Here is a 25,047-nt window from a genome sequence, read left to right on the forward strand (position 1 = left end):
GAAGTTCATCTGCGCGAGCATGCCGCCCGCGTTCATGTCCTTGACCCGCTCGTCCACGTCGTAGCAGCCCGGCCGGATCTCGTCCAGCCCCTGGGGCTCCAGCCCGTACTCCTCTTTGGGACGACCCGCCACCGCGTTCAGCGCCGCATTCGGGATCACCGTGTCGCGGAACTGCCACACGTCGGTGCCGTCCTCCCGGTGGACGAGGCGCGGGGCATCGTCCTTGTAGCGCTCCGGGAGGTGGTTAACGAACATGTCCGGCGGCTCGATGATGTGGTCGTCGACGCTGATCAGGATCATGTCGTCGCGTTGCATGGGGTCTCCTTCTTAGGAGTCGGGCGGCGTTCAGTCGGAGGCGGGAAGCGGCTTGGCCGCCTTCAGGGTCATCGGCTCGCCGTTGCACGACAGCTCACCCGCACCCGAGAAGGTGCAGAGTAGTTCGAGCGTGTCGTCGGCGTTGACGTAGCGCTTGCCGAGGACCGTGCCGGTGCCGTCGGCAGCAGCGGCTGCCGGCACCGTGGCTGCGGGAACCAACGGGCTCCCCCCGCACGCGATCTCCAACCCCTCGCTCCCGGTTGCACGAACCACGATCACTCGTGTCGTGCTGGTGGTGCTGGCGAGTTGGTCACCGGGACGCGGAGTCGGATTTGGCGAGGTCATCGAGGGAGTCCCTTTCGAGCAGACGATCAGCGAAAGCATTGAGGTCGAAGGACTGGCGAGCCATCCAGAACCTCAGGAAACCGGTGAGCGAGTAGCGCAGGAAGAGCGCGGAGCCCACCACGGCGGCGGCGATTCCCCCGAGGCCGAGCGCGATGCCGTCGCGCTGGACCAGCGGGTCGGTGGTGTTGTGCGCGACGAAGTACGCCGAGGCGCCCAGCACGAGGCCGGCCACCATCAGGATGCCCCCGATGCGCAGCCACAGGTTGGCCTTGCCGGCGGCCGGGTCGGCGATCTTCAGCTCGGACAGTTCGCGCACGAACTTGTCCGCGCGCGTCTCCGTGGACGTCGTCTTTTCCGTGGACGTCGTGGTCATAGCGAACTCCCCATGTAGAGGGCGGACAATTCCTCGCGCAGCCCGTCGTGGGGACTGCCCTGCCATTCGATTTTTCCGCGCACCATGACGGCGGCGTGGTCGGCGATGCCGAGGACGGCTGCCGCGAACTGCTCGACGACCAGCACCGCGACGCCCTGCCGGGCGATCTCGGCGACCTGCTCGTACAGGCTCGCGACGATCAGCGGCGCGAGTCCCATCGAGAGTTCGTCCAGCATGAGTACTGCCGGATCTGTGGCCAGGCCCCGAGCGAGGGCCAGCATTTGCTGCTCACCGCCGGACATCGTCCCGGCGGCCTGCGAACGGCGCTTTCCGAGGATCGGGAAACGCTCGTACGCGATTGTTTCGATTTCCTCACGAGGACGTCCGGTGAAGGACATCATCAGGAGGTTGTCACGAACCGAAAGGTTGGGGAAGATCCCTCGCCCTTCGGGGATCAGGCAGACCCCGGCGCGGGCCAGGTCGCGCGACTGCACGCCCGACACGTCCCGGCCGCCGAGCAGGAGCTGCCCGGACTGTACGGGGTGAATGCCGGAGGCGACCCGCAGGGTCGTGGTCTTGCCGGCGCCGTTGGGGCCGAGCAGAGCGACCACCTGGCCGGGTTCGACGGTCAGGTTGACCCCGTGCAGGACGGTGATCCGATCGTACGCGGCACGCACGTCGCGCAGTTCGAGCAGGGTACTCATGCGTCCCCCAGGTAGGCGGCGAGGACCTTCTCGTCCCGCTTGACCTCGTCGGGCGAACCCACGCAGATGAGCTTGCCGAGGTCGAGTACGTGCACGACGTCGCACACGCTCATGACCAGGCCCATGTCGTGCTCGACCAGGACCACGGTCGTGCCGTCGTCGGCGAGCGAGCGCAGCAGGTTCGCGAAGCGGTCGGTTTCCTCCGCGTCCAGACCCGCCGCCGGCTCGTCCAGCAGCAGCAGGCTCGGCCGCACGGTGAGCGCGCGGCCCACCTCGACGAGCCGGCTCACACCGGTGGGCAGGGCGTCGGACGGGTCGTCGGCGATGTCCTCCAGTTCGAGCCTGGCGAGGATCTCGTCGACGATCTTGTGGGCGTGCCGCTTCTCGGGGCCGATTTCGGCGGCCACGAGGAGGTTGTCGCGGACGCTCAGGCGGCCGAACAGCTCCAGCCTCTGGAACGTCCTGGCGAGCCCGTGCCGGGCGCGGGGGGGGGGGACCACGCGGGGCACNGGTTGTCGCGGACGCTCAGGCGGCCGAACAGCTCCAGCCTCTGGAACGTCCTGGCGAGCCCGTGCCGGGCGCGGCGCGAGGGACCCATGCGGGTCACGTCGCGCCCGAGCATCCTGACGCGTCCCGAGTTCGGCCTGCGCAGGCCGGACACGACGTCGAACAGGGTGCTCTTCCCGGCGCCGTTGGGGCCGATGAGCCCGGTCACCTGGCCGGCCTCGGCGGTGATGCCGACCCCGTCGAGCGCCCGGTGCCCGCCGAACTGCACCGTCACGTCGTTAGCTTCCAGCGATGCCACGGGCCAGCACCTCCTTGTCCTCCTCGCGGAAGGGACGCTTGAGACCCCACCACTCGACGGGGACGAGTTCGTCCGCGGTCTTCGGCGCTGCCGCTGCGGCATTCGCCCTGTTGAGAGCCCACCGCTGCAGGATCATGCAGATGAACAGCGCACCGAACAGGAACGTCCAGCCGCTGATGACGTCCTGGAGCTTGAGCAGCCAGCCCAGAGCGATGGTCGCGAGTGCCGCCGGCAGCGCGATCGGGCTGCGCAGCAGCGGTGTCCAATCGTGCCGGAAGTGCGCGTTGACACCGTCCGGGTTGCTGCCCATGCCGACGCCGGCGAGGCCGGGCAGCAGGGCGGCGAGGTTGTGCGTCCAGTGTGCCAGGGCGACCATCGCGTTCATCGGGCCGACGAACATCAGGCCCGACGCGAAGCCGGTGCCCACCGCGCCCAACCCGGCGACGACGGCGATCAGGAAGATCGGCAGACCCGCGATCAGGTTGAACTGCTCGGGGGTGACCGACCGCTGCTGCATGCCGTACAGGGCGCCGCCGAGACCGGCGATGCCGGCCGAGAAGGCGAACACCAGCACGCGGGAGATCAGCAGGTTCCCGCCGAGCGTCGCGTACGCCGCCTCGCTGTCGCGGCTGGCGATCAGGCGCCGCCCGAACCGGCTGCGCCGCACTGCGGCGATGCCGATCGTGGCCAGGGCCAGGCAGACGGCCGCGAAGATCATCATTTCCTTCGAGTCGTCGAGCTGGTAGCCGAAGAGGTCGGGACCGACGACCTCGACCGAACCCTGCTCGAAGAACGCGATGTTCAGGCCGAACAGCTCGAAGTTGGGCAGCGTGAAGATCCACCGGTCGAGGATGACCGCGAACGCGACGGTGCCGAGCGCGAGATACACGCCGGACAGGCGCAGCGCCGGGAGCGCGACCAGTGCGCCGACGACCGCCGACACCAGCATCGCGACCACGAGCGCCCACAGTTGCCCGCTGTCGCCCACGTGTGCCCAGACCACCGCGCCGATGCCGGCGATGCTGAGCTGACACAGCGAGATCTGGCCCGCGAAACCGGCGAGGGGCACGTACGAGAGCGCCACCACACCGAGCGAGAAGATCGGACCGTACGTGATGAGCGAGGCCTCGTTGAGGACTGTCGCCAGGATCAGGCCGAAGATGACCGTGCCCAGGGCGAAGTACATCGTGCCGACCATGGTCGGCATCGGGACCTTGCCCAGACGCTCGCCCTTGCCGTGCAGGCGGCCGTGCGGGAAGACCAGCAGGGCCAGCAGCAGCAGGATCGCGGGTGCGGCGAGGCGCAGGCCCGGCAGGTACTCGTTCTGCGGCAGGTAGCCGGCCAGGTAGCTCTCCATGCACCCGACGACGACCGCGCCGAAGAACGTCAGCGGCAGGCTCTTCATCCGGCCGAAGACGGCGGCGGTGTAGGCGCTGACGATCAGCAGGGCGAGCTGCTGGGCGTCCAGGGTGACCGTCGGGGCGATGAGGATGCCGCCGAGCGCCGCGAGCTGGGTGCCGAGGATCCACGCGACCCGGTTGGCGCGCACGGGGTCCGCGCCGTTCATGCCGGCGAGGGCCCGGTCGTCCACGGTCGCCCGCATCTCGGCGCCCGTGCGGGTGCCGAAGAGCAGGATGCGCAGACCGATCGCGACCGCGACCGCGACCGCCATGGTGATGGCCTGGTGCCACGTGATGGTCGCCGAGCCGATGTGGAACGGTTCCTCGTTGTTGAGGAACGGCTGCAACGGACGGGGGAGGTTCGGGTCCCAGATCCAGCGGGCGAGCGCGATGAGCCCGCTCAGCAGGGCCACGGTGACCACGAGTCGTTCTGCTTCGCCTAGTCGGGCGACCGGCCTCACGATGATTTCGACGATGAGGCCGAACAGCGGGGCCAGGATGAGCAGACACACGATGAGGGCGATCCACACGGGCATTCCCCAACCGACAGTGAGCTGCCAGTAGGCGAACGCCGCCAGCATGCCAGCCGCGCCGTGGGCGAAGTTGAACACGCCGGTCGTCGTGTAGGTGAGCACCAACCCGGAGCCGATGATCGCGTAGATCGCCGCGGTGCTCAGCCCGACGATCCCGAACGTTATGAATTGGTCCATTACTTGAAGTCAGCCATCGTCTTGCCGACATCGGCGAGGGTCAGGGGCTTTGCGTACTCTCCGGTGAGTTTCACGGCCGGAGCGTCGCAGCGGTAGGCACCGTTGTTCGGCTTGAAGTCAGCCGGCTTCCATCCATCTGGGGTTGCCACCTCGACGTTGTAGCAGGCAGGTGCCTGGTCACGGTTGGAGACGTCGAGCGGCGCCTGGAGGCCGCCCGCGGTCCACTGGGTCTCCTTCTGGGACGCCTCGTAGACGCACTTGCGGGTGAGCTCGTTGCCGCAGCTCGTCGCGGACTTGGCGAAGAGCAGCCACGACGAGATCGCGCGAAGCGACGGCAGGCTCACCTTGGCGCCGGGAGCGTACTTGGCGTACATGTCCAAGACCTGCTTGGTGGCGGCGTTGGACGCGGCGCTCTCGAGCGGGTGGACGCCGCCCAAGTCGGCGAAGTTGGCCTGTGCGGCGAGTGCTTGGTCGCCGGCGAGCTTGATGAAGTCCTCGGTGTACGCGTTGTTGTTCGCGTCCACCCAGTCGAGCTTGTAGCCGATGGTGGTGAGCGACTGCTCAAGCTTGGCCAACTGGCTGTACTGGCCGTAGAAGATCAGACCCTTGACGTTCTTGGTCTTGATCGACTGGGCGTACGGCGTCCAGTCGGAGACACCCGAGGCCGGGTAGAGGTCGTTGTAGACCATCGTGCCGCCGGAGCCCTGCACGGCTTCCACGGCTTCGGCGCCCAGGACCTTGGTCACCGCGGAGTCGCCGTTGATGATGCCGACCGCACCGGCGGAACCCGGGAACGCCTCCTTGAGCAGCCACGTGTAGAAGCCGGCGTACGAGGCGTACGAGACACCGCCGGGCTGCACACCGGACTGCAGGTCCGAACCGTCGTTTTCGGCGTTGGTGAGCTGGGCGGGGAAGTCCGGCAGCAGGCACGTCAGCCGGTCCTTCACCCCCATGCCGTCCAATGCCGCGCCGCCGCCGACGAGGGCGAAGTCCTCGCGGCAGGCTTCGGACATGCGCTGGCGGACCTCAAGCATCTTGGTGTCGTGGACGTTGGCGACGAGCTTGCGCCCGTTGATGCCGCCGGCGTCGTTGCACCAGGACGTGAACACCTTTGCAGCGTCGGCGAGTTCCTGGTTCTTGGTGAACCCGACGTCGGAGAAGACGCCGAGTTTGATCTCTTTGTCGGTGACCCCCTGAGCCGGCGAACCCGTCGGGTTACCGGGCTGGCAAACCCCTTTCAGATCGCCGAAATCGGCCGGAAGGACCGATGCAGGAGCTTGCGGTGTGGAAGCCGAATCGTTCTCGGTACCCCCACGGTCGGCGCATCCGACTGCTAGCAGAGCGACCGCCCCCAGGGCGGCGAGGGTTCTCTGCGGTCTCACGGGCTGCCTCCTCAGGCATTGTCCCCAGAACACTTGCTGACGTGCAGGTACTTGACCCGCCGGTTCCGGGTAGGGAGACCCCGGGCCGGGCGGATTCGTGCGATGTGCGGCGCCGTGCGGGCGCCGCTTCACGGGACCTCGGCCGACTCCGGCGGTTGCTCCGGAACCGCGGCTCCCGCGTGCCCGCCTCCCCCGACCGAGACGGAGTACGTGCAATCACCGGCCTGGCGCCGGTGTTGTCGTGGCCTCCATTGCTGATGGATTCCGTATGTGCTGCTGGATTCCGTTGACGCTGGATTCCGCTTCGGCAGGAACGGGACGCCACTCCCGGGTCCTGCGCGCGACGGACGGCTGTCCGGAAGGTGGCGGCCAGAGCCGTGGCGAAGCGCTGGCCACTCCCCCTCTGCAAGCCCCTCACGGAGCTGTCTCATCGCGACTGGTCTGACATGTCCCTCTCGACTTGAGGAAAGTAGCTTCTCTGTTAACGAGAATCAACATCCCAGGGCAGGCCTCTCCATCCTCTTCCCGGCTGCTGCGCAGGCGGGAGGCTTGCGGTTCACCAAGGACGTTGACGGCGTAGCCCGACGTATGGAAACCTGCCATTCATAATTGAGAATGTAATTCTCTCAGTGGGAAGGTCCATATGGCCATGCGAACCGCGGCCCTCAGCCCCTCGGGCGTCGCCACGACGCGCCGAGAGATGTGCGAGGACACCCGGTGACGCGCCTTCCGCTGCAGGGCCACCCGGCTCCCGTCGTCCTGGCATCTTTCCTTCCGACAGGGCACCGCGGCCCCCGGAACACCGATAACGCTTTGGCCACATTTGTTCGGCACCCCGAGCCGAATCGGTCTTTCTTCACTGTTCGGTCCCGCCCGATGTTGCGCCGCCCTCTGCTTCGGCGCCCGGCCGTGGGATCCGGCTTGTCGAAGATCGAAGCCAAGTTCGGGCCGAAGATCAAGACCTGGACCGAGAGTCGGCCCGCGACAGGCACCGGCACCGGCCCCGAGACCCACCGGACGGGGTCGCCGACCGCCGGCGACGCATTCGGTGTCGCGCCCGAATAAAGAGAACAAGCGCGGCACCACCTGGACCGCGTGCGTGAGGAGGACGGAAAGCCCCATGTCCACTGACGATCTGATTGAGATTCAGCAACTGCTCGCCCGCTATGCGGTGACCATCTCGCAGGGCGACATCGAGGGCGTGATCGGCGTCTTCACGCCCGACGGCACCTACAGCGCGTTCGGCGACACCTACGCCCTGGAAGAGTTCCCGGAGCTCGTCGAGGCGGCGCCCAAGGGCCTCTTCATGACCGGCACCGCGCTCGTCGACATCGACGGCGACACCGCGACCGGCACGCAGCCGCTGTGCTTCATCGACCAGAGCACGCACAACATGCGCATCGGCTACTACAAGGACACGTACGTGCGCACCGCCGAAGGCTGGCGGCTGCGGACCCGGGCCATGACGTTCATGCGCCGCAGCGGCGCGCACGACTCGGGCATCCCGCACTCGTACAAGAACTCCAAGGAAGCCAAGGCGTCGCAAGCATGAACGTCGCCGAATTCCGTTCGGGCCTCCAGGCCTGGCTGGCCGAGAACGACCTGACGCCCGGCCCCGACTGCACGACGTTCGACGCCGAGGTGGCGCAGCTCTCCCGCGTGCGCCGCGCGCTGTACGACGCCGGCTGGATGCGCTACGGCTGGCCCGCCGAGGTCACCGGCCTCGGCGGCCCCGCGGTGCTGCGCGCCGTGCTCGGCGAGGAGGTCGCCACGCGCCACCTGGCCGAGCCGGGCATCTACTCCATGATCGAGGTCCTGGCCCCGACCATGATCAAGTACGCCCCGCCGGCGCTCGCCGCGGAGATGGTGCCGCGCCTGTTCAACGGCGACGAGCACTGGTGCCAGGGCTTCTCCGAGCCCGGCTCGGGCAGCGACCTGGCATCGCTGACCACGCGCGCGACGCAGCGCGAGGACGGCTCGTGGGTGGTCAACGGCCAGAAGGTGTGGACCAGCCTCGCGCAGTTCGCGGCCCGCTGCGTGCTGCTCACCCGCACCGCGCCCGGCCACGGCGGGATCACCGCGTTCTTCGTCGACATGGACACCCCGGGCATCACCGTCCGGCCGCTGCACACCATGCACGGCGTGGACGAGTTCTGCGAGGTGTTCTTCGACGACGTGGTGGTCCCCGCGGACCGCATGCTCGGCAAGCCCGGGGACGGGTGGCAGCTCGCGATGGACCTGCTCCCCCACGAGCGGTCGAGCTGCTTCTGGCACCGGATCGCGTACCTCCTCGCACAGCTCGACTCCGTGCTGGAGCGCGACCCGTACCCGGACGACGCGGCGATCGGCTCGTCGTACCTGGCACTGCACACCGCGCGCTGCCGGTCGCACGGGACGCAGCGGCGGCTCGCCGAAGGGCACAAGCTCGGCCCCGAAACGTCGGTCGACAAGGTGCTGTTGGCCACCGCCGAGCAGCAACTGTTCGACACCGCCCGCGAGTTGCTTCCCGCATCGGTGGAACTGACCGACGCCCGGCTGCGCAAGGAGTTCCTGTACTCCCGCGCGGCCACGATCTACGGCGGCACGGCGGAGATCCAGCGCAACATCATCGCGCGCCGCCTGCTCGACCTCGGGAAGGAGTGACCATGGACCTGAAGGAACAGGAACTCCTCGCCGAGACGATCCGCAAGGCCATGACCGCGGCGTCGGGCCAGGAGCTCGACAAGGCCCTGGTCGAACTCGGCTGGCCGGACATGCTCGCCGAGATCCCCGACATCGCGATCCCGATCGTGTTCCGACTGCTCGGCGAGACCGGCGCGCACGCGCCGCTGCTCAACGACGTGCTGCTGCACGCCGCCGGGCAGCCGGTCGGCGGAACGCTGCCGATGCCGTACGCCGGCGGCAAGTGGGTCGTGTGGGACCGCAGCGACGAGGCGACCGGGGTCATGGACGCCGAACTGCCGCTGCGGATCGTCCCGGACGGCGACCCGGTGCAACTCGCCGCGGGGCGCCGGGCACTGGGGTGGTGGCTGGTCGGCACCGGCCGGACGATGCTCACGCTCGCCCGGTCGCACGTCGTCGACCGCGTCCAGTTCGGCAGACCGCTGGCCTCGTTCCAGGCGGTGCGCCACCGGCTCGCGGAGACCCTGGTCGCGCTGGAGGGCGCCGAGGCGACCCTGCACGCGGCCGACACCGAGTTCGGCGCGCTGCTGGCCAAGGCCGCCGCCGGGCAGGCCGCCCTCACCGCGGCCCGCCACTGCGGTCAGGTCCTCGGCGGCATCGGCTTCACCTCGGAGCACGACCTGCACCGGCACCTGAAGCGGGCGTACGTCCTCGACGGCCTCCTGGGCAGCTCGAAGGAGCTCACCCGTGAAGCCGGCGCCCACATCCGCCGGGAAGGCAAGGCCCCGCGCCTCATGCACCTGTGACGCACTGCCCGGTCGGGTACCTCAGGCACCCGACCGGGCAGCCGCACGCCGGACCAGCCGACGGTTGCGCGCACTTGCTCCCGTGGCCCATACCCTCACAGCGTCTTGGCGGTCGGACGCGGCACCTGTGCCCCGCCCGTTCCGTACTCGTCGGCCGCACCCACGGCACTCGACGGTGCCCCGCCCCGGCACCGAAACGCGAATCCCCGGAGCGGACCGGTCGTTCGGTCCGTTCCGGGGATTCGTCTGGTGGGGCTTACTGCACCTTGGTCTTCATTTCGTCGAGCTTGACCAGGACCGGCCAGCCGCCCACGCTCAGCGCGTGGCCGTGGCCGGTCTGGTGGGTGTCGAAGACCGACTGGATCGCCGCGTAGAAGCCCTGGACGTCCAGGGTCTGGTTGACGGCGCGCTTGGCCTGGCGCAGGGCGAACGGCGGCATGACCGCGATGCTCGCAGCCAACTCGCGTGTGGCGCTGTCGAGTTCGTCGCGCGGCACGACCTTGTTGACCATGCCGACCTTCTCCGCCTCCTCGGCGGTCAGCGGACGACCGGTGAACAGGATCTCCTTGGCCTTGCGGGCACCGAGCTCCCAGGTGTGGCCGTGGTACTCGACGCCGCCGATGCCCATCGTGACGACGGGGTCGGAGAACAGCGCGTCCTCCGACGCGACGATGAGGTCGCACGGCCAGACCAGGAGCAGGCCGCCGGCGATGCAGCGGCCCTGCACCGCCGCGATCGACGGCTTGGGGACGTTGCGCCAGCGCAGCGAGTACTCCAGGTAGCGCCGGCTCTCGTTGCGGTAGATGTCCTCAAGCGTGATCTTGCCCTGCCACTTCTCGCCCGACTTCAGGTCGTGACCGGCCGAGAAGTGCTTGCCCTCGCCCCGCAGGACGATGACCGCCACCTCGTCGTCCTCGGCGGCCCTGGTCCAAGCGGCGTCGAGTTCGTCGAGGAGCTCCTTGTTCTGGGCGTTGGCCACCTCGGGACGGTTGAGCGTGATCGTGGCGATCTTGTCGGAGACCTCATAGAGAATCGTGCTCACGTGGGTACCTCAGCTCCGCGGCAGGCCGAGCACGCGCTCGGCAACGATGTTGCGCTGGATCTCGGAGGTTCCGCCCGCGATCGTGCCGGCGAAGCTCCGGACGTACCGTTCGAACCAACCGGAGGTGAAAGCCTCCATGTCCATGTGAGAGTACGGCGCCGTCCGGCCGGGGTGGGCAAGGCCCTCGGGACCCGCCGCGTTCAGCGCGGCCTCGCTCGCGGTCTGCACCGCCTCGGAGCCGAACAGCTTCAGCACCGACATCCCGGGGATGTCCTCCTCGCCGCGCGCCGCGCGGGCGAGTGCCTGGGAGCCGAGCAGGCGCAGCGCCACGGTGTCCATGGCGAGCGTGGCGTACCGGTTGCGCTCCAGCGCGGTCTTCGGGTGGAAGTCGCGGGTGAGGCGCGTCAGGTACTTGAAGAAGTCGAGCCACAGCATGGTGCGTTCGTGGCCGAGCGAGCCGTTGGCGACCGTCCAGCCCTTGTTCAGCTCGCCGACCAGGTTCTCCGCGGGCACCTGGGCGTCCTCGAAGAACACCTCGTTGAAGTCGCGGTCCTCGCGGTCCGCGATCGAGGGGAACGGGCGCCTCGTCACGCCGGGGGTGTCGGTCGGGATGAGCAGCGCGCTGATGCCCTTGTGCTTGGGCGCTTCCGGGTCGGTGCGCACGAACGTGAGCAGCACGTCGGCGTGGTGCGCGCCCGAGGTCCAGACCTTCTGGCCGTTGACCACGAAGTGGTCGCCCTTGGGCACGGCGCGCGTGCGCAGGCCGGCGAGGTCGGAGCCGGCACCCGGCTCGCTCATGCCGAGGGACGCGGTGATCTCGGCGCGCAGGATCGGCACCGCCCAGCGCTGCTTCTGCTCGTCCGTGCCGAACGTCAGCAGCGAGGCGGCGATGATGCCCACGCCCTGCGGGTTGAACGAGTGGTAGATGCCGCGCTCGGACAGCACCGCCAGGTGGATGTACTGCTGGAGCAGGTTCGCGTTGCGGCCGCCGAACTCCGGCGGGTTCCCGGGCAGCAGCCAACCCTCGTCGAACAGCAGGCGCTGCCAGCGGCGGGACCACTCGGGCACGTGCGAGCTCGAAGTGGAGCGCTCGGTGGCCTCCGCCTCGGCGGGCAAGTGGGCGTCGAGGAACGCCTCGAACTCGGCCTTGAAGGCCAGGACGTCCGCGTCAAAGGTCAGTTGCACGGTACTCCTCGGCTATCAGCGCGCGGTGCTCGTCCGTACCGCCGAGCAGCAGCTCGCCGGCCTTGGCCCGCTTGAGGGCGAATTGCAGGTCGTTCTCCCACGTGAAGCCCATGGCGCCGTGGAGTTGGAGGCCGTGCCGGAAGACGAGTGCCTGGCACTCGCCGGACGCGGCCTTGGCCATCGACGCGGCGACGCGGCGACGCGGGTCGTCGGTGGCGATCGTGAGCGCGGCGTAGTACGCGAGGGCGCGGGCGCGCTCGATCGCGACGTGCATGTCTGCGGCCTTGTGCTTGACCGCCTGGAACGAGCCGATCGCGACACCGAACTGCTGGCGATTGCGCACGTGCTCCAGCGTCAGGTCCAGAATGCGGCCGCACGCACCGACCGTGGTCATGGCCATGCCGGTCAGAGCGGTGTGGCGTGCGCGCTCGGGGTCGGCGCCGGTCCGCGCGCTGTCGGCGACGCGGACGCCGGTGAGGGTGACCTCGGCGACGTGCAGCAGCGGGTCGAACACGCTGGTACGTGTCGCGGTCACGTCGTCGGCGGTCACGACGAAAACGCCTTCGCCGGTGACGACGGCGAACAGGTCGGCGCGGTCGCCGTCCAGGACGAAGCTCGCGGTGCCGTCGAGGATCCAGCCGTCACCGTCGCGTCGGGCGGTGACGCCGTCCAGGAGCGCGGTGCCGGCCTGCCCGGCCTCGGCGACGCCCGGGGCGAGGGGGGCGAACTGCGTCATCGTCGCCAGGTAGGGGGTGGGGTCGGTGGCCCGGCCCAATTCCTCCAGGACGATGCCCAGTTCCACGGAATCGGCGGGATCGGTCAGTTCGGTCCAGCCCAGATCGTTGTAGATCTTCCACACCGGTGCGGGGTCGGCCCCTTCGTCGGCCACCTTGCGGACCAGCGCGGGCGGGCACTCCTTGGCAACGGCCGAGCGGACCGTTTTCTGCCACAGCCGCTGGTCGGAGTCGAACTCAAAGAGCATCCCGGCCTCCGGCGTCTTGCTCCCTAGCCACGAACGGCCTCCTTGTAGGGGTTTCGGTGCGCACCGGCAGGAGAATATCATTCTCGGTTGTAGAGAGTAAGAGTCTCGCGATTTACCTGGCAGGCCCTCTGAGAGTGAAATGTCCCACCGTTATCGTGCAGTAAGGTTTCGAATATGCCGCAGAAGACGAATGCCTCGCCGAGCACCGCGAACGACGAACCTGCGTGGAAGCAGCGCGCGGTGGAGCGTTCGACGAAGACCGCCAGACTGCGGGCCGAGCAGCGTGTGGAGCGGTTTCTCGATGCGGCCCAGGCGATCATCACCGAGAAGGGGACGACCGACTTCACCGTCCAGGAGGTCGTCGACCGGTCCCGGCAGTCGCTGCGCAGCTTCTACCAGCACTTCGACGGCAAACACGAGCTCCTGCTCGCCCTCTTCGAGGACGCGCTGCGCAGGTCCGCGGACCAGATCCGCGCCGCCGCCGCCGGGCAGGACGAACCGCTCGACCGACTCCGGGTCGCGGTGCAGCTTCTGTTCGAGCTCAGCCGTCCCGACCCGACCGCGCAGCGCCCGCTGTTCACGGACTTCGCGCCCCAACTGCTGATCACCCACCCCGACGAGGTGAAGGTCGCGCACGCCCCGCTTCTCTCCTTGTTCAGCGAGCTGATGACCGAGGCGTACACCGAGGGCCACCTGCGCGAGGGGATCAAGCCGCGCCGCGCCGCGGCACTGACCATGCAGACGGTCATGTTCATCGCCCAGTCCAGCGGCGGCTCGGACCACGACAGCACCCACCCGATCACCGCGGACGAGATCTGGGACTTCTGCTCTCTGGGATTCGTGCATCTTTAGACGAGAACAACATTCTCACGAGATAAGAACATCATTACACTCGGGGCATGTCTGAAACCGCGACCGATCTCTACAGCGACCTGCTCGGGTGCCTGGAGCTCCAGGAGCTCCCCTCGGCGGACGAGGGCACTGCCGTCTTCCAGGGACGCAACCAACAGCTCACCTACCACCGGCTGTTCGGCGGACAATTGCTCGCCCAGTTCGTACGCACGGCCGCCCTCGCGTGCCCCGGCAAGGCCGTCAAGTCCCTGCACGTGCTGTTCCCCCGCGAAGGATCGGCCGCCGAGCCGGTGCGCTACGAGGTCGCCCGCCACCAGGAGGGCCGCACGTTCGCGACCGTCGGGATCACCGCCCGCCAGGACGCCGGCGTCATCGCCACCGCCTCCGTCTCCCTGCACGCCGTCGAGGACGGCCCGGCCGGCCAGAGCGTCGCGCCCGTCCCCGCACTCCCCGGCCCGGAGAGCCGCATCGATCTGCACCTGATGCCGTGGGAGACCCGCAGCACCTTCGATCTGGACACCCCGAAGTCCGAGACCGCGGAATACGAATTCTGGATCCGCACTCCCGAGGTCGACGCCGAACTGGCCCCCGCGCTCGCCTCGTACGCGACCGACCTCACCATCATCGGCACCGCCCTGCGCGCGGTCGACGGCATCAGCCAGCAGGACGCCGGCAAGGCCTTCACCTCCGCCGTCACCTCGCACAACCTGTGGTTCCACCGCCCCTTCCGCTCCGACGAGTGGCTCCTGATCCGCCAGCACAGCCCGCTCTACGCGGGGGGCCGCTGCTTCGGCCGCGGCGACATCCTGACCGAAGACGGCACGCTGGTGGCCTCGTTCGCGCAGGAAGCGCTGCTCCGCTTCCGCGGCTGAGCCGAGCCGACGGCTCCCGCCCCCGCAGGATCCCGCAAGGCGCAGCGACAGCAAGGCAGTTGCGCCGGCCCTGCGGGGGTCGCCCGCAGCGGCGGTGACGCCGACGACGGGCACGGCCACAAGGGACGTGCGACCGACATCCGACCGGGACCTGAGCGTGACCTGCGGGCCTTACGTTCTCCTGGGTCGGCTCCGAACAGGACCGGGAACAGGGGCGCGGACCATGCAGATGACGTGTGCGTGCGGCGAACCGCAGGCTGTGTCGGACTTCCTCACGGGAACGGCGCGCGTCACGACGACCGCGATCGTGCTCGCCGGGATCGTTCTCGCGGTCGGACTGGTGCTGCTGTGGGCGGGCCCATGGCTGTCCGAGCGGTTCCCCGCGCTCTTCCCGGGAACCGCGGACACGGCCGACGCGCACAACGGCATACCGCACATACGGCACAACGCAGCGGACGCCGAGACGTTCGCCTTCTTCGCGTGGCCCGACGCGGCCGAACTGGATGGCGACGGAACGCGCCGCTGACACCTGGGCGCCGCAGCGACCCCTGCGGCCACGACGCCCCTGCGGCGCGAACGGGAGCAGGGACGACGGCAGCCCTGCTGCCCGCCTCCGGCGGCCTTGCGCCGATCTCGTCAGAAGGTCGCGTCCACGCGTCGCGGCGAGGGCACGCCGCCTGCGTCGCGGAGGCGGCGCAACAGCAACTCGGCTGCGGTGTAAGGGTCTTGGTTTCCCTCGGCGACCTCCGCCGCCAGCGCGGCGAGTTCCGGGTGGGTGCGCAGGCGGCTCTGTGCCAGCGACAGGATCTGCGCGTGCGCGCGGGCCGCACGGCGGGCCGGAGTCTCGTTGCGGTGGTGGGCGTCGATCGCGGCCGTGAGCTCCGGCAGCCCGTCACCCCGCGACGCGACCAGCTTGAGGACCGGTACGCCGACCTCGGCGCGCAGGTCGCGCACGGTCTGGTCGGCGCCGTCGCGGTCGGACTTGTTGACCACGATGAGGTCGGCGACCTCCAACAGGCCCGCCTTGGCGGCCTGGACGGCGTCGCCGGCGCCCGGTGTGAGGACGACCACCGTGGGGTCCGCGACCGCGGCGATCTCGATCTCGGACTGGCCGACGCCGACGGTCTCCACGAGGACCAGGTCGAAGCCGAGGGCGCCGAGGACGCGTACCGCCGCGGGCACCGCGGCGGCCAGGCCGCCCAGGTGTCCTCGGGTGGCGAGCGAGCGGATGAGCACGCCCGGGTCTCCGGTGTGCGCGGACATGCGGATCCGGTCGCCGAGCAGCGCGCCGCCGCTGTAGGGCGACGACGGGTCGACGGCGAGCACCGCGACCCGCAGGCCTCTTTCGCGGTACGCCCCGACCAGCGCGGCGACCGTGGTCGACTTGCCGGCCCCGGGCGGCCCCGTCACCCCGACCACCCGGACGGGCGCGACGGGCCCGAGAACGGCCAGCACCTCGCTGCGTTGCCCGCCCTCGACCAGGCTCAGCAGCCGACCGGCGGCGCGTTGGGAACCCCCGCGCGCCGCCGCGACCAGTTCCGCGACATTCACGGAGCGGGGACCTCGATCACCGCCGCCGAGCCCATGCCGCCGCCGGCGCACATCGCCGCGACACCGATCCCGCCGCCGCGGCGGCGCAGTTCGTGGATAAGCGTGACGACCATGCGCGCGCCGGTGGCCGCCACGGGGTGGCCGAGCCCGCAGCCGCTGCCGTTGACGTTGACGCGGTCGGGGTCGATGTCGAGGATCTTGATCGTCGCGACGCACATGGCCGCGAACGCCTCGTTGATCTCGAACAGGTCCACGTCGGCGAGCGAGAGCCCGGCGCGCCCCAGGGCCTTGGGGATCGCCAGCGTCGGTGCGAGCCCGGTGTACTTCGGCTCGATGCCGACCGACGCCCAGGAGCGTACGGTCGCCAGCGCGGGCCGGCCCAGCTCGGCGGCGACCCGGTCGCTCGCGATGACCAGCGCGGCGGCGGCGTCGTTCGCGCCGCTGGCGTTGCCCGCGGTGATGCTGAAGCCCTCGATCTCGGGGTGCAGCGGCTTGAGCGCGGCCAGCTTCTCCAGGCTCGTCGTGCGGCGCGGGTGCTCGTCGACGGAGAACAGGCCGTGCGGCGTCTCGATCGGCAGGACCTCGGCGTCGAACCAGCCCTCGTCGATCGAGCGGATGGCGTTCTGGTGCGAGCGCAGCGCCCAGGCGTCCATCTCCTCGCGGGTGACGCCGGCCTTGACCGCCGCGTTCCAGCCCACGGTGATCGACATGTCGCCGTTGGGGGCTTCGGGGCTGTCCGGGTGCGTCGGCGGACGCCACGGGTCGATCCACTCGCCGTTCTCCAGGTACCGCATGCGCGGCCCGGTGGACGAGGAGTTGACGCCGCCGGCGATCACGAGTTCGTCCATGCCGGCGCGAATGCTCGCCGCCGCGCTCTGCACCGCGGACAGGCCCGCCGCGCAGTGCCGGTTCAGGGCCACGCCGGCCGCGGCCGGGAGGCCGGCGGTCACCGCGGCGTGCCGGGCGACCACACCGCCGCCGTACAGGCCCTCGCCGAGGATGACGTCGTCGATGCGCTCGGGATCGAGGCCTTCCGCCGCCGCCTTGACGACATGGTGCGCGAGGTCGAAGGCGCTGGTTTCCCGCAGCGTGCCCTTCATCGCGGTGCCGATCGGCGTGCGCAGGGCGGTGGTGATGACGGCCTCAGGCATGGGTGTCCTCCAGCTCGGCGCGCAGCGTACGGCGCAGCAGCTTCCCGGTATCGGTTTTGGGCAGTTCGTGGCGGAACACGATCGTGTCGGGCGTCTTGGACGACCGCAGGCGCTCCTTGACCCAGGCGCGCACCTCGTCCGGGTCGCCCTCGCCGACCACGACGGCGACCAGGCGCTGACCCCATTCGGGGTCGGGGACGCCGATCACCGCGGCCTCGACGATGCCGGGACAGCCGAGGAGGACGTCTTCGATCTCGGCGGGAGCGATGTTCTCTCCGCCGCGGATGATCGTGTCGTCGGCGCGGCCCTCGATGAACAGGTAGCCGTCGGCGTCCAGGCGGCCGAGGTCGCGGGTGGGGAACCAGCCGTTCTCGTCCAGGGAGCTCTGGCCGCCGTACTCGCCGGAGACCTGGTCGCCGCGCACGAAGACGAGGCCTGGCTCGCCGGCCGCGACGGGGGTGCCGTCGGGGGTGCGCACCTCGAACTCGATGCCGGGCAGTGCGCGGCCGACGGATCCGAGCCGGTCGCGGACCTCGGGGTCGGTGGAGGCGAACGCGGTGCGGTGGTCGTCCGGGCCGAGGACGGCGACGGACGAGGCGGTCTCGGTCAGGCCGTAGGCGTTGACGAAACCGGTGTCGGGGAAGACCTCCAGGGCCCGTTCCAGGACCGGGCGGGGAGTGCGCGAACCGCCGTACGCGAGGCTGCGGAGCGACGGGACGTCGGCGTTGTCGCCGGAAACCGCGCCGACGATGCGGGCGAGCATGGTCGGCACGACGAGCGCGTGGCTGACCTTCTCCCGGCGCACGGTCTCCAGCCAGTCCTTCGGGTCGAACGCCGACAGGTAGACGATGCGCCTGCCGGTGTAGAGGTTCGACAGCAGGTTGGTGAGCCCGGCAATGTGGTACGGCGGGACCGCGACGAGGGCCGCCTCGGTCTCGTCGGACGCCGCGAACTCCAGCGTGTTGAAGATGTACGCCATGAGGTGGCGGTGGCGCAGCAGCGCGGCCTTCGGCGCGGCGGTCGTTCCGCTGGTGTAGAGGATGACCGCGACGGCGTCCGGGTCCGGGATCAGCGGCTCCGCCGCCTCGGCGCCGTCGGCCTCCGCGTCGAGGGAGGCGATCAGGTCGTCGAGGTCCTCGGGGCTGAGGATGAGCGCCCCGGGGTGGCGGTCCTTGAGGGCTTCGAGCTGCTGCTCGCCCAGGCGGTAGTTGAGGGGCACGAACGGGACGCCCGCCTGGGCCGCGCCGAAGAGAGCGACGGGGAAGGCGAGGTGGTTGGTGCCCAGGTACAGGACAGCCGGATGCTTGCGGAAGCGCGGGACCGCGGCACGGGCGAGGCGGAGCAGTTCGGCGGCGGTCAGCGAGCGTCCGCCCGCCGTCACCACGGCTCGGTCCCCGGCCGAGGCGGCCATTTCGAGGATCATGGCGATGTTCATGAGAATGATACTCTCTCAAAACAAGAGTCTTGTTAACAAGAGAGCCATAGAGAGCGGAGCGGTGATGCAGATCAGCGGAAGCTCAGCAATCGTCGTCGGTGGCACCGGTGGCCTCGGCGAGGCCACGGCCCGACGGCTGCACGCGGCGGGTGCGAAGGTCGTCATCGCGGATGTCAACGACGACAAGGGTAAGGCTCTGGAGACCGAGCTCGGTGTGCGGTATTTGCACACGGACGCCACCAGCGAGGCGGACGTGCAGGCCGCTGTCGCCGCCGCACAGGAGCTCGGACCGCTGCGCGTCTCGGTCGACACCCACGGCGGTCCGCCCTTCGGCGGCCGGCTCGTCGGCAAGGACGGCTCACCGCTCGACCTCGCCGGCTTCAAGATGACCATCGACTACTACCTGACCTCCGTGTTCAACGTCATGCGCCTGGCCGCGGCCGCGATGGCGAAGCAGGAGCCGGTCGACGACGACGGTTCCCGGGGCGTGATCATCAACACGGCGTCGATCGCGGCGTTCGAGGGCCAGGTGGGCCAGCTCCCCTACTCCGCCGCCAAGGGCGGTGTGGCGGGCATGACGCTCGTCGCGGCCCGCGACCTGTCGCCGCTGGGCATCCGCGTCGTCACGATCGCCCCGGGCACGGTGCTCACTCCCGCGTACGGCAAGGCCGGCGACCAGCTTGAGGCGTACTGGGGCCCGCAGGTTCCGCACCCGCGGCGCATGGGCCGCTCGGACGAGTTCGCGCAGCTCGCGCAGCACATCGTCGAGAACGACTACCTCAACGGCGAGATCATCCGCCTCGACGGCGCGATCCGCTTCCCACCGAAGTAAGCGGCGCGTCGAGGTGACCGTGCGCACGCACGGACCGCGCTGAGGGCACCGGGCTTCGCTGCCGTGCGGCCGGGGGCGGCGAGTCGATTCCTCCGTGCGGGTCGCCACGAACCATCGAGGTCCCGGGAGCACTGCTCCCGGGACCTCGTGTCTTCGGCCCGTAGTCGCCTCGCAAATCGCCGCCGCCCCCGTGTCCCGGGTGCGAGGACGGACGCTCCCGAGACGCCGTTGAGAATATCACCCTTGTACTGCGAGAATATTATTCTCGCTCTTGTAGAACCCATATACCGAAGGCAGGCCCCGATGTCCCGACCCCCAATGTTCGAGCGGGCGACAGTCACGCGGATCGTCCAGGAGACCGCCGACGCCCGTACCTTCGTCATCGCTCCGCACGGGGGGCCGTTCACGTACCGCGCCGGCCAGTTCTGCACCTTCAAGGTGCGGTTGAACGGCGAGGAGCTGCTGCGCTCGTACTCGATGTCCAGCTCGCCCGACACCGACGGCGAGCTCGCGGTGACCGTCAAGCGCGTCCCGGGCGGCCAGGTCTCGAACTGGATGCACGACAACATCTCCGCGGGCGACGAGGTCGAACTCACGCGCCCCGCCGGTGTGTTCGTCCTGCAGGACACGAACGCGCCGCTGCTGGCCTTTGCCGGTGGCAGCGGGGTCACCCCGGTCATATCGCTGGCGAAGAGCGCGCTGGCGACCACCGACCGCCGGGTGCGGGTGCTGACCGCCGACCGCGATCGGGACGCGGTGATCTTCCACGCCGAATGGGCCGAACTGGTCGAGAAGCACCCCGGGCGGCTGTCCGTCGTCCACCACCTGGACAGCGAGTCGGGCTACGTCGACGCGGCGACGGTACGGGACTTCGTCGGCGCCGACGGTGCCGCCGACATCTACCTGTGCGGCCCCGAGGCCTTCATGGACATCGTCGAGGCCGCGCTCCCCGGCCCCGGCAAGGTTTTCAGCGAGCGCTTCGGCGGCGCCGCCCGCAAGCCCGAGGACGAGCCCGGTGGCGAGGTGCAGGGCACCGTGACCATCCTGCTGGGCCGCAAGAAGGCGACCGTTCCCCGGCACGAGAACGAGACGATCCTGGAGAGCGCCCGCCGGGCCGGCCTCACCCCACCGTTCTCCTGCGAGGCGGGCAACTGCGCCACGTGCATGGCCATTGTGAAGGAGGGCGCCGCGAAGATGCGCGTGAACGACGCCCTGACCGACGACGAGGTCGCCGAGGGCTACGTCCTCACCTGCCAGGGCGTCCCGACCAGCGAGTCCATCACTGTGCAGTACGAGTAATCGGGCCAAAACGTGGTCACCCGGGTTACGGCCGGCCGCCGTGCTCGCCCAGACGAGGCGGCGGCCCATGGTCCGGTTCGTACCCGGCAACCCGGATCGGGCTGCCGATCAGCCGGAACCCGCCGGCCGTGACGATCGCGTCCGGCGACTCCGCGAGGGCCTCCGGCAGCGTGCGCACAGCGGCGGCCGGCACGCCCAGCGGCAGCAGCCGCGCCTCCCAGCCCCGGGCCGTGTCACCGGCCAGCGCGCGCGTCACGGCCTCCAGCACCTCGTCGCGGCGCTCCGCCCGCTCGGCCATCGTCGGGAACCCCGCGATGCCCGCCTCCGCGGCGAAGGACGCCCAGAAACCGTCGTGCGTGACGAACAGCGCCAGATGCCCTTCCGCCGTCGGAAAAAGCTGCGCCGGGACGTAGTACGGGTGCGCGCCGCCCCGCCTGCGCTGGGGCACCGCGCCGTCGTTGAGGTATGCGGACGCCCGGTAGTTGAGCTGAGACAGCATCACATCCCGGAGCGAGACCTCGATTTGCCCGCCGCGCCCGGAGACGATCTGGGCCAACAGCCCGAAGGCCGCCGTCAACCCCGTGGAGTTGTCGGCGGCCGAATAGCCCGGCAGCGTCGGCGGACCACCGGGGTCGCCGGTGAGCGACGCGACCCCGGTGGTGGCCTGCACGACGTAGTCGAACGCGGGTTTTTCCTCTTCGTCCATGCCGAACCCGGTCACCGCGACGCAGACGATGCGTTCGTTGAAGCGCTTCAGCACGTCGTAGGTCAGGCCGAGGCGGCGAATCGCCGACGGCTTGAGATTGACCAGCAACGCGTGGGCGCCGGCCACGAGTTCACCCAGCTTGGCCTGGCCGGCCTCGGAGGTGAGGTCGACGACGACGCTCCGCTTGCCCCGGTTGAGGCTCGCGAAGTAGGCGTCACCCACCCGCCGGGAGATGTCGCCCGTCGGCGGCTCCAGCTTGGTGACCTCGGCGCCGAGATCCGAGAGCAGCATCGTCGCGTACGGCCCGGCGAGCATGGTGCCGACCTCCAGGATCCGGATCCCCGAGAGCGGCCCCGTGGTCACCGGAATTCGGCCGCGATGGCTGCGACCACCTCACGTGTCCGGCGCTTCGAGGCGATCAGCTCGTCACGGTTGTCGCCGATGGGCAGCAGGCGGATCGACAGGTCGGTCACCCCGGCGTCCGCGAAGGACTGGAAGCGTGCGCGAATGGCGTTCTCGTCTCCCGCCGCGGCCAGGTCGCCGACGTTGTTCGCGTTCCCGGTGTCCAGCAGGCGCTGGTAGTTCGGGGAGACCTCGGCCTCGCCGAGAATGCGGTTCGCACGCTCGCGCGCCGCGTCCACCTCCGACGGCTTGCACAGGCACACCGGGATGCCCGCGACGATGCGCGGTGCGGGGCGCCCCGCCTCCTCGGCGGCCTTGGTGATGCGCGGCACGACGTGGTCGGCCACCGCGCGCTCGTCGGCCAGCCACAGCACCGTGCCGTCGGCCCGCTCCCCCGCGATCCGCAGCATGACCGGGCCGAGTGCGGCGAGCATGACCGGCAGCGGGCCGCCCACCGGGCCGATGCCCAGCGGGTTGTGGACCTTGTAGGTCTCGTTCTCGACATCGACGTCGCCGGGCCCGCGCAGCGCCGAGTCCAGGACCTCCAGGTAGTCGCGGGTCAGCGCGGCGGGCTTGTCGTACGGCAGCCCCAGCATGTCCCGGACGATCCAGTGGTGCGACGGGCCCACGCCCAGCACCAGCCGCCCGCTCGCCGCGGCCTGCGCGGACAGCGCCTGGCGCGCCAGCGCGATCGGGTGCTGTGCCTGGAGCGGCACGACCGCCGTGCCGAGCTCGATGCGCTGCGTCTTGGCGCCCATGAGGGCCACCGCGATCAGCGCGTCGAAGTCCGACGGGACCTGCGGAATCCACGCGGTGTCCATCCCGGCGGACTCGGCCCACTCAACATCCTCGATCATCCGGCCGACCTTGCGCGCGGAGTCTCCGCGCTCAGGCCCGATCATGACGCCGACCCGCACTGTCCCTCCAGGGGTTTGAACTCAGGGTTGTTCTTTGGAACTTCGGGCGGCGAGCCGCCCCTCGGCCGCGTCTCCCGACGGATGGTCGGGGTGTGCGGCCGGGCACTGCGGTCAGGAAGGCGCGGCGGCGCCCGTCAGTCTGCGGACCTCGGACACGACGGTGTCCAGCGGCGTCCCCGTCGGGAACACCGCCGCCGCGCCTGCCTCGTGCAGGCGCGGGATGTCCGCGGCCGGGATGGTGCCGCCGACGATGACGGCCATGTCGCCCGCGTCACTCGCCCGCAGCGCCTCGACGGTCTTCGCGGTCAGCGCCATGTGCGCACCCGACAGGATGCTCAGCCCGACGACCGCGACGTCTTCCTGCAGGGCGATCGACACGATGTCCTCGACCCGCTGGCGGATGCCGGTGAAGATCACCTCGAAGCCCGAGTCGCGGAGCGCACGGGCGATGATCTTCGCACCGCGGTCGTGGCCGTCCAGACCGGGCTTGGCGATCAGGATACGTGCCGTCATCAGAACACCACCGGCTGCTGGAATTCGCCCCAGACGTCCTTCAGCGCGGCCGTCATCTCGCCGACCGTGCAGTAGGCGTTGGCGCAGTCGATCAGGGGGCCCATGAGATTGTCCGTGCCCTCTGCCGCGCGCCTCAGTGCGGCGAGGCGGTCGCGCACGGCCGCGCCGTCGCGCTCCTCCTTGACCCGGGCCAGTCGCTTGAGTTGGCGTTCGCGGCCCTCGGCGTCGAGTTCGTACGTCGCCAGGTCGGGCGCGGGCTCGCTCTCGTTGACGAAGCGGTTCACGCCGACGACCGGGCGCTCCCCCGACTCGACCTCCTGGTGGGTGCGGTACGCCTCGTCGGCGATCAGCCCCTGGAGATAGCCGTCCTCGATCGCCCGGACCATGCCGCCGTGGTCGTCGAGGTCCTGCATGATCCGGGCGATCTTCGCCTCGGTGGCGTCGGTGAGCGCCTCGACGAAGTAGGACCCGCCGAGCGGGTCGGCGACGCGGGTGACGCCCGTCTCGTACGCGAGGATCTGCTGCGTGCGCAGCGCGAGCGTCGCCGACTCCTCGCTGGGGAGGGCGAACGGCTCGTCCCAGGCCGCCGTGAACATCGACTGGACGCCGCCCAGCACCGACGCCATCGCCTCATAGGCGACGCGCACGATGTTGTTCTGCGCCTGCGGCGCGTACAGCGAGGCGCCGCCCGCGACGCAGCCGAAGCGGAACATCGAGGCCTTGTCGGCGGTCGCGCCGTACCGCTCCCGGACGATGGTCGCCCAACGGCGGCGCCCGGCACGGTACTTGGCGACCTCCTCGAAGAAGTCGCCGTGCGTGTAGAAGAAGAACGAGATCTGCGGCGCGAACTGCTCGATCGTCATCCGGCCGCGCGCCAGCACGGTGTCGACGTAGGTGACGCCGTCGGCGAGGGTGAACGCCATTTCCTGGACCGCGTTGGCGCCGGCGTCGCGAAAGTGCGCGCCGGCCACCGAGATCGCGTTGAAGCGCGGGACTTCGGCCGCGCAGAACTCGATGGTGTCGGCGATCAGGCGCAGCGACGGATCCGGCGGCCAGATCCACGTTCCCCGGGAGGCGTACTCCTTGAGGATGTCGTTCTGGATGGTGCCGGTCAGCTTCGCCCTCGGCACACCGCTCTTCTCCGCGGCGGCGACGTAGAACGCCAGCAGGATCGCCGCGGTGCCGTTGATCGTGAAGCTGGTGCTGATCTCGTCGAGGGGGATGCCGTCGAACAGCACCTCGGCGTCGGCGAGGGTGTCGACCGCGACGCCGACTCTGCCGACCTCTTCGCCCACTTCGGGGTCGTCGGAGTCGTAGCCGCACTGGGTGGGCAGGTCGAGAGCGACCGACAGGCCCGTGCCTCCCTGGTCCAGCAGGTAGCGGTAACGGGAATTGGACTCCTCCGCGGTGCCGAACCCGGAGTACTGACGAAACGTCCAGAGGCGCCCCCGGTAACCGGAGGCGTAGTTGCCGCGCGTGAACGGGTACCTTCCCGGCTCGGGCGGCTCGGCCTGCCGGTCGGCGGGTCCGTAGACCGGCTGGAGCGGCAGACCCGATGCGGTCTGGGCGAAGTCGTTCATCACTGGATACCGTACTTGCAGGTATTGAGAATGCCAATACCGGATAAGAGAATCACATGATCGCACGGCTGCGGACGCGGCTCGTGGCGGGTGATTCCGGATCGCGCCGGCGGTCGCGCGCGTTCAGGTGGGATGGAATCGGCACCACCGACGACCGCCAGTGGCTGCGCGGCGGCCGACGCCGATCCGGTTGTGCACGGAAGAAGCGGCGAAGGGCGCGCGGCCCGCTCCGACCGGGAGGGCCGGTCCGGGCCGACGCGCCCTTG

Annotated in this window: 26 protein-coding genes and 1 pseudogene; 9 read left to right on the top strand and 18 right to left on the bottom strand. The window is 69.9% G+C overall.

Annotated features, from left to right (window positions below):
- The 8 genes and pseudogenes from ACRX5W_RS31410 to ACRX5W_RS31445 all read right to left on the bottom strand — a co-directional run.
- Positions 1-315: pseudogene (locus ACRX5W_RS31410) on the bottom strand (amidohydrolase family protein); the annotation flags it as partial.
- A 30-nt stretch (positions 316-345) separates the two neighbouring features.
- Complete coding sequence (locus tag ACRX5W_RS31415) at positions 346-588, bottom strand: hypothetical protein (RefSeq protein WP_436791789.1); 243 nt, start codon at positions 586-588, stop codon at positions 346-348.
- Positions 589-625: 37 nt separating this feature from the next.
- Entirely contained in the window at positions 626-1,033 is a 408-nt protein-coding gene (locus tag ACRX5W_RS31420; RefSeq protein WP_436791790.1) for a hypothetical protein, read from the bottom strand.
- The gene (locus tag ACRX5W_RS31425) at positions 1,030-1,737 is read right to left on the bottom strand and encodes an ABC transporter ATP-binding protein (RefSeq protein ID WP_436791791.1); all 708 of its coding nucleotides are present in this window, start codon (positions 1,735-1,737) and stop codon (positions 1,030-1,032) included. Before ACRX5W_RS31425 ends, ACRX5W_RS31420 begins: the two co-directional genes overlap by 4 nt.
- Positions 1,734-2,237 (bottom strand): ABC transporter ATP-binding protein, encoded by a 504-nt coding sequence (locus ACRX5W_RS31430; RefSeq protein ID WP_436791792.1) that lies wholly within the window; start codon positions 2,235-2,237, stop codon positions 1,734-1,736. Before ACRX5W_RS31430 ends, ACRX5W_RS31425 begins: the two co-directional genes overlap by 4 nt.
- Positions 2,165-2,542 (bottom strand): ATP-binding cassette domain-containing protein, encoded by a 378-nt coding sequence (locus ACRX5W_RS31435; RefSeq protein WP_436791793.1) that lies wholly within the window; start codon positions 2,540-2,542, stop codon positions 2,165-2,167. Before ACRX5W_RS31435 ends, ACRX5W_RS31430 begins: the two co-directional genes overlap by 73 nt.
- Positions 2,523-4,652, bottom strand: a complete 2,130-nt coding sequence (locus tag ACRX5W_RS31440; RefSeq protein WP_436791794.1) for a branched-chain amino acid ABC transporter permease — start codon at positions 4,650-4,652, stop codon at positions 2,523-2,525. The genes ACRX5W_RS31435 and ACRX5W_RS31440 overlap by 20 nt, the downstream gene beginning before the upstream one ends.
- Complete coding sequence (locus tag ACRX5W_RS31445; protein WP_436791795.1) at positions 4,652-6,034, bottom strand: ABC transporter substrate-binding protein; 1,383 nt, start codon at positions 6,032-6,034, stop codon at positions 4,652-4,654. The genes ACRX5W_RS31440 and ACRX5W_RS31445 overlap by 1 nt, the downstream gene beginning before the upstream one ends.
- A gap of 921 nt (positions 6,035-6,955) precedes the next feature.
- On the opposite strand from ACRX5W_RS31445, the gene ACRX5W_RS31450 reads away from it, so the two are divergent.
- The 4 genes from ACRX5W_RS31450 to ACRX5W_RS31465 are packed head-to-tail and all read left to right on the top strand — an operon-like array spanning position 6,956 to position 9,462.
- Complete coding sequence (locus tag ACRX5W_RS31450) at positions 6,956-7,099, top strand: hypothetical protein (RefSeq protein ID WP_436791796.1); 144 nt, start codon at positions 6,956-6,958, stop codon at positions 7,097-7,099.
- 55 nt (positions 7,100-7,154) lie between these two features.
- Complete coding sequence (locus tag ACRX5W_RS31455) at positions 7,155-7,586, top strand: nuclear transport factor 2 family protein (protein WP_436791797.1); 432 nt, start codon at positions 7,155-7,157, stop codon at positions 7,584-7,586.
- Positions 7,583-8,677: an acyl-CoA dehydrogenase family protein gene (locus tag ACRX5W_RS31460; protein WP_436791798.1), complete on the top strand. Its 1,095-nt coding sequence runs from the start codon at positions 7,583-7,585 to the stop codon at positions 8,675-8,677. The genes ACRX5W_RS31455 and ACRX5W_RS31460 overlap by 4 nt, the downstream gene beginning before the upstream one ends.
- 2 nt (positions 8,678-8,679) lie before the next feature.
- Positions 8,680-9,462: an acyl-CoA dehydrogenase family protein gene (locus ACRX5W_RS31465; protein WP_436791799.1), complete on the top strand. Its 783-nt coding sequence runs from the start codon at positions 8,680-8,682 to the stop codon at positions 9,460-9,462.
- Between the two features lie 256 nt (positions 9,463-9,718).
- Here ACRX5W_RS31465 and ACRX5W_RS31470 read toward each other — a convergent pair whose 3' ends face one another.
- Genes ACRX5W_RS31470 through ACRX5W_RS31480 form a run of 3 tightly spaced genes read right to left on the bottom strand, consistent with a single transcriptional unit; the run spans position 9,719 to position 12,671 of the window.
- Positions 9,719-10,504 carry an enoyl-CoA hydratase gene (locus ACRX5W_RS31470; RefSeq protein ID WP_436791800.1) on the bottom strand — a complete coding sequence of 262 codons (786 nt, stop codon included), beginning with the start codon at positions 10,502-10,504 and terminating at the stop codon, positions 9,719-9,721.
- Between the two features lie 9 nt (positions 10,505-10,513).
- On the bottom strand, positions 10,514-11,689 hold the full coding sequence (locus ACRX5W_RS31475; RefSeq protein WP_436791801.1) for an acyl-CoA dehydrogenase family protein: 1,176 nt from the start codon (positions 11,687-11,689) through the stop codon (positions 10,514-10,516).
- Positions 11,673-12,671, bottom strand: coding sequence for an acyl-CoA dehydrogenase family protein (locus ACRX5W_RS31480; protein WP_436791802.1), 999 nt, complete (start codon positions 12,669-12,671; stop codon positions 11,673-11,675). The genes ACRX5W_RS31475 and ACRX5W_RS31480 overlap by 17 nt, the downstream gene beginning before the upstream one ends.
- A gap of 174 nt (positions 12,672-12,845) precedes the next feature.
- On the opposite strand from ACRX5W_RS31480, the gene ACRX5W_RS31485 reads away from it, so the two are divergent.
- The 3 genes from ACRX5W_RS31485 (at position 12,846) to ACRX5W_RS31495 (ending at position 14,921) form a co-directional block, all read left to right on the top strand.
- Entirely contained in the window at positions 12,846-13,523 is a 678-nt protein-coding gene (locus ACRX5W_RS31485) for a TetR/AcrR family transcriptional regulator (RefSeq protein ID WP_436791803.1), read from the top strand.
- Positions 13,524-13,570: 47 nt separating this feature from the next.
- Complete coding sequence (locus ACRX5W_RS31490; RefSeq protein ID WP_436791804.1) at positions 13,571-14,395, top strand: acyl-CoA thioesterase; 825 nt, start codon at positions 13,571-13,573, stop codon at positions 14,393-14,395.
- A 223-nt stretch (positions 14,396-14,618) separates the two neighbouring features.
- Positions 14,619-14,921 carry a hypothetical protein gene (locus tag ACRX5W_RS31495; RefSeq protein WP_436791805.1) on the top strand — a complete coding sequence of 101 codons (303 nt, stop codon included), beginning with the start codon at positions 14,619-14,621 and terminating at the stop codon, positions 14,919-14,921.
- A gap of 110 nt (positions 14,922-15,031) precedes the next feature.
- On the opposite strand, the gene meaB is transcribed toward ACRX5W_RS31495, so the two are convergent.
- Genes meaB through ACRX5W_RS31510 form a run of 3 tightly spaced genes read right to left on the bottom strand, consistent with a single transcriptional unit; the run spans position 15,032 to position 18,532 of the window.
- Positions 15,032-15,946 (bottom strand): methylmalonyl Co-A mutase-associated GTPase MeaB, encoded by a 915-nt coding sequence (gene meaB, locus ACRX5W_RS31500; RefSeq protein WP_436791806.1) that lies wholly within the window; start codon positions 15,944-15,946, stop codon positions 15,032-15,034.
- A complete protein-coding gene (locus ACRX5W_RS31505) occupies positions 15,943-17,097 on the bottom strand; it encodes a thiolase family protein (protein WP_436791807.1) in 1,155 nt (384 codons plus the stop codon). The genes meaB and ACRX5W_RS31505 overlap by 4 nt, the downstream gene beginning before the upstream one ends.
- Positions 17,090-18,532 carry a class I adenylate-forming enzyme family protein gene (locus tag ACRX5W_RS31510; protein WP_436791808.1) on the bottom strand — a complete coding sequence of 481 codons (1,443 nt, stop codon included), beginning with the start codon at positions 18,530-18,532 and terminating at the stop codon, positions 17,090-17,092. Before ACRX5W_RS31510 ends, ACRX5W_RS31505 begins: the two co-directional genes overlap by 8 nt.
- 64 nt (positions 18,533-18,596) lie before the next feature.
- Between ACRX5W_RS31510 and ACRX5W_RS31515 the strand changes: the two genes are divergently transcribed.
- A complete protein-coding gene (locus ACRX5W_RS31515) occupies positions 18,597-19,364 on the top strand; it encodes an SDR family NAD(P)-dependent oxidoreductase (RefSeq protein WP_436791809.1) in 768 nt (255 codons plus the stop codon).
- A gap of 303 nt (positions 19,365-19,667) precedes the next feature.
- Positions 19,668-20,663, top strand: coding sequence for a 2Fe-2S iron-sulfur cluster-binding protein (locus tag ACRX5W_RS31520; RefSeq protein WP_436791810.1), 996 nt, complete (start codon positions 19,668-19,670; stop codon positions 20,661-20,663).
- A gap of 25 nt (positions 20,664-20,688) precedes the next feature.
- Here the strand turns inward: ACRX5W_RS31520 and ACRX5W_RS31525 are convergent, their stop codons facing one another.
- The 4 genes from ACRX5W_RS31525 to ACRX5W_RS31540 form a co-directional block, all read right to left on the bottom strand.
- Positions 20,689-21,732, bottom strand: coding sequence for a CaiB/BaiF CoA transferase family protein (locus ACRX5W_RS31525; RefSeq protein ID WP_436791811.1), 1,044 nt, complete (start codon positions 21,730-21,732; stop codon positions 20,689-20,691).
- Complete coding sequence (locus tag ACRX5W_RS31530) at positions 21,729-22,673, bottom strand: TIGR03564 family F420-dependent LLM class oxidoreductase (protein ID WP_436791812.1); 945 nt, start codon at positions 22,671-22,673, stop codon at positions 21,729-21,731. Before ACRX5W_RS31530 ends, ACRX5W_RS31525 begins: the two co-directional genes overlap by 4 nt.
- A gap of 126 nt (positions 22,674-22,799) precedes the next feature.
- A complete protein-coding gene (locus ACRX5W_RS31535; RefSeq protein WP_436791813.1) occupies positions 22,800-23,201 on the bottom strand; it encodes a cobalamin B12-binding domain-containing protein in 402 nt (133 codons plus the stop codon).
- Complete coding sequence (locus tag ACRX5W_RS31540) at positions 23,201-24,781, bottom strand: methylmalonyl-CoA mutase family protein (protein ID WP_436791814.1); 1,581 nt, start codon at positions 24,779-24,781, stop codon at positions 23,201-23,203. The genes ACRX5W_RS31535 and ACRX5W_RS31540 overlap by 1 nt, the downstream gene beginning before the upstream one ends.
- Positions 24,782-25,047: the final 266 nt, after the last annotated feature.

The sequence above is a fragment of the Yinghuangia sp. YIM S10712 genome (assembly GCF_051388935.1).
GTDB lineage: Bacteria > Actinomycetota > Actinomycetes > Streptomycetales > Streptomycetaceae > Yinghuangia.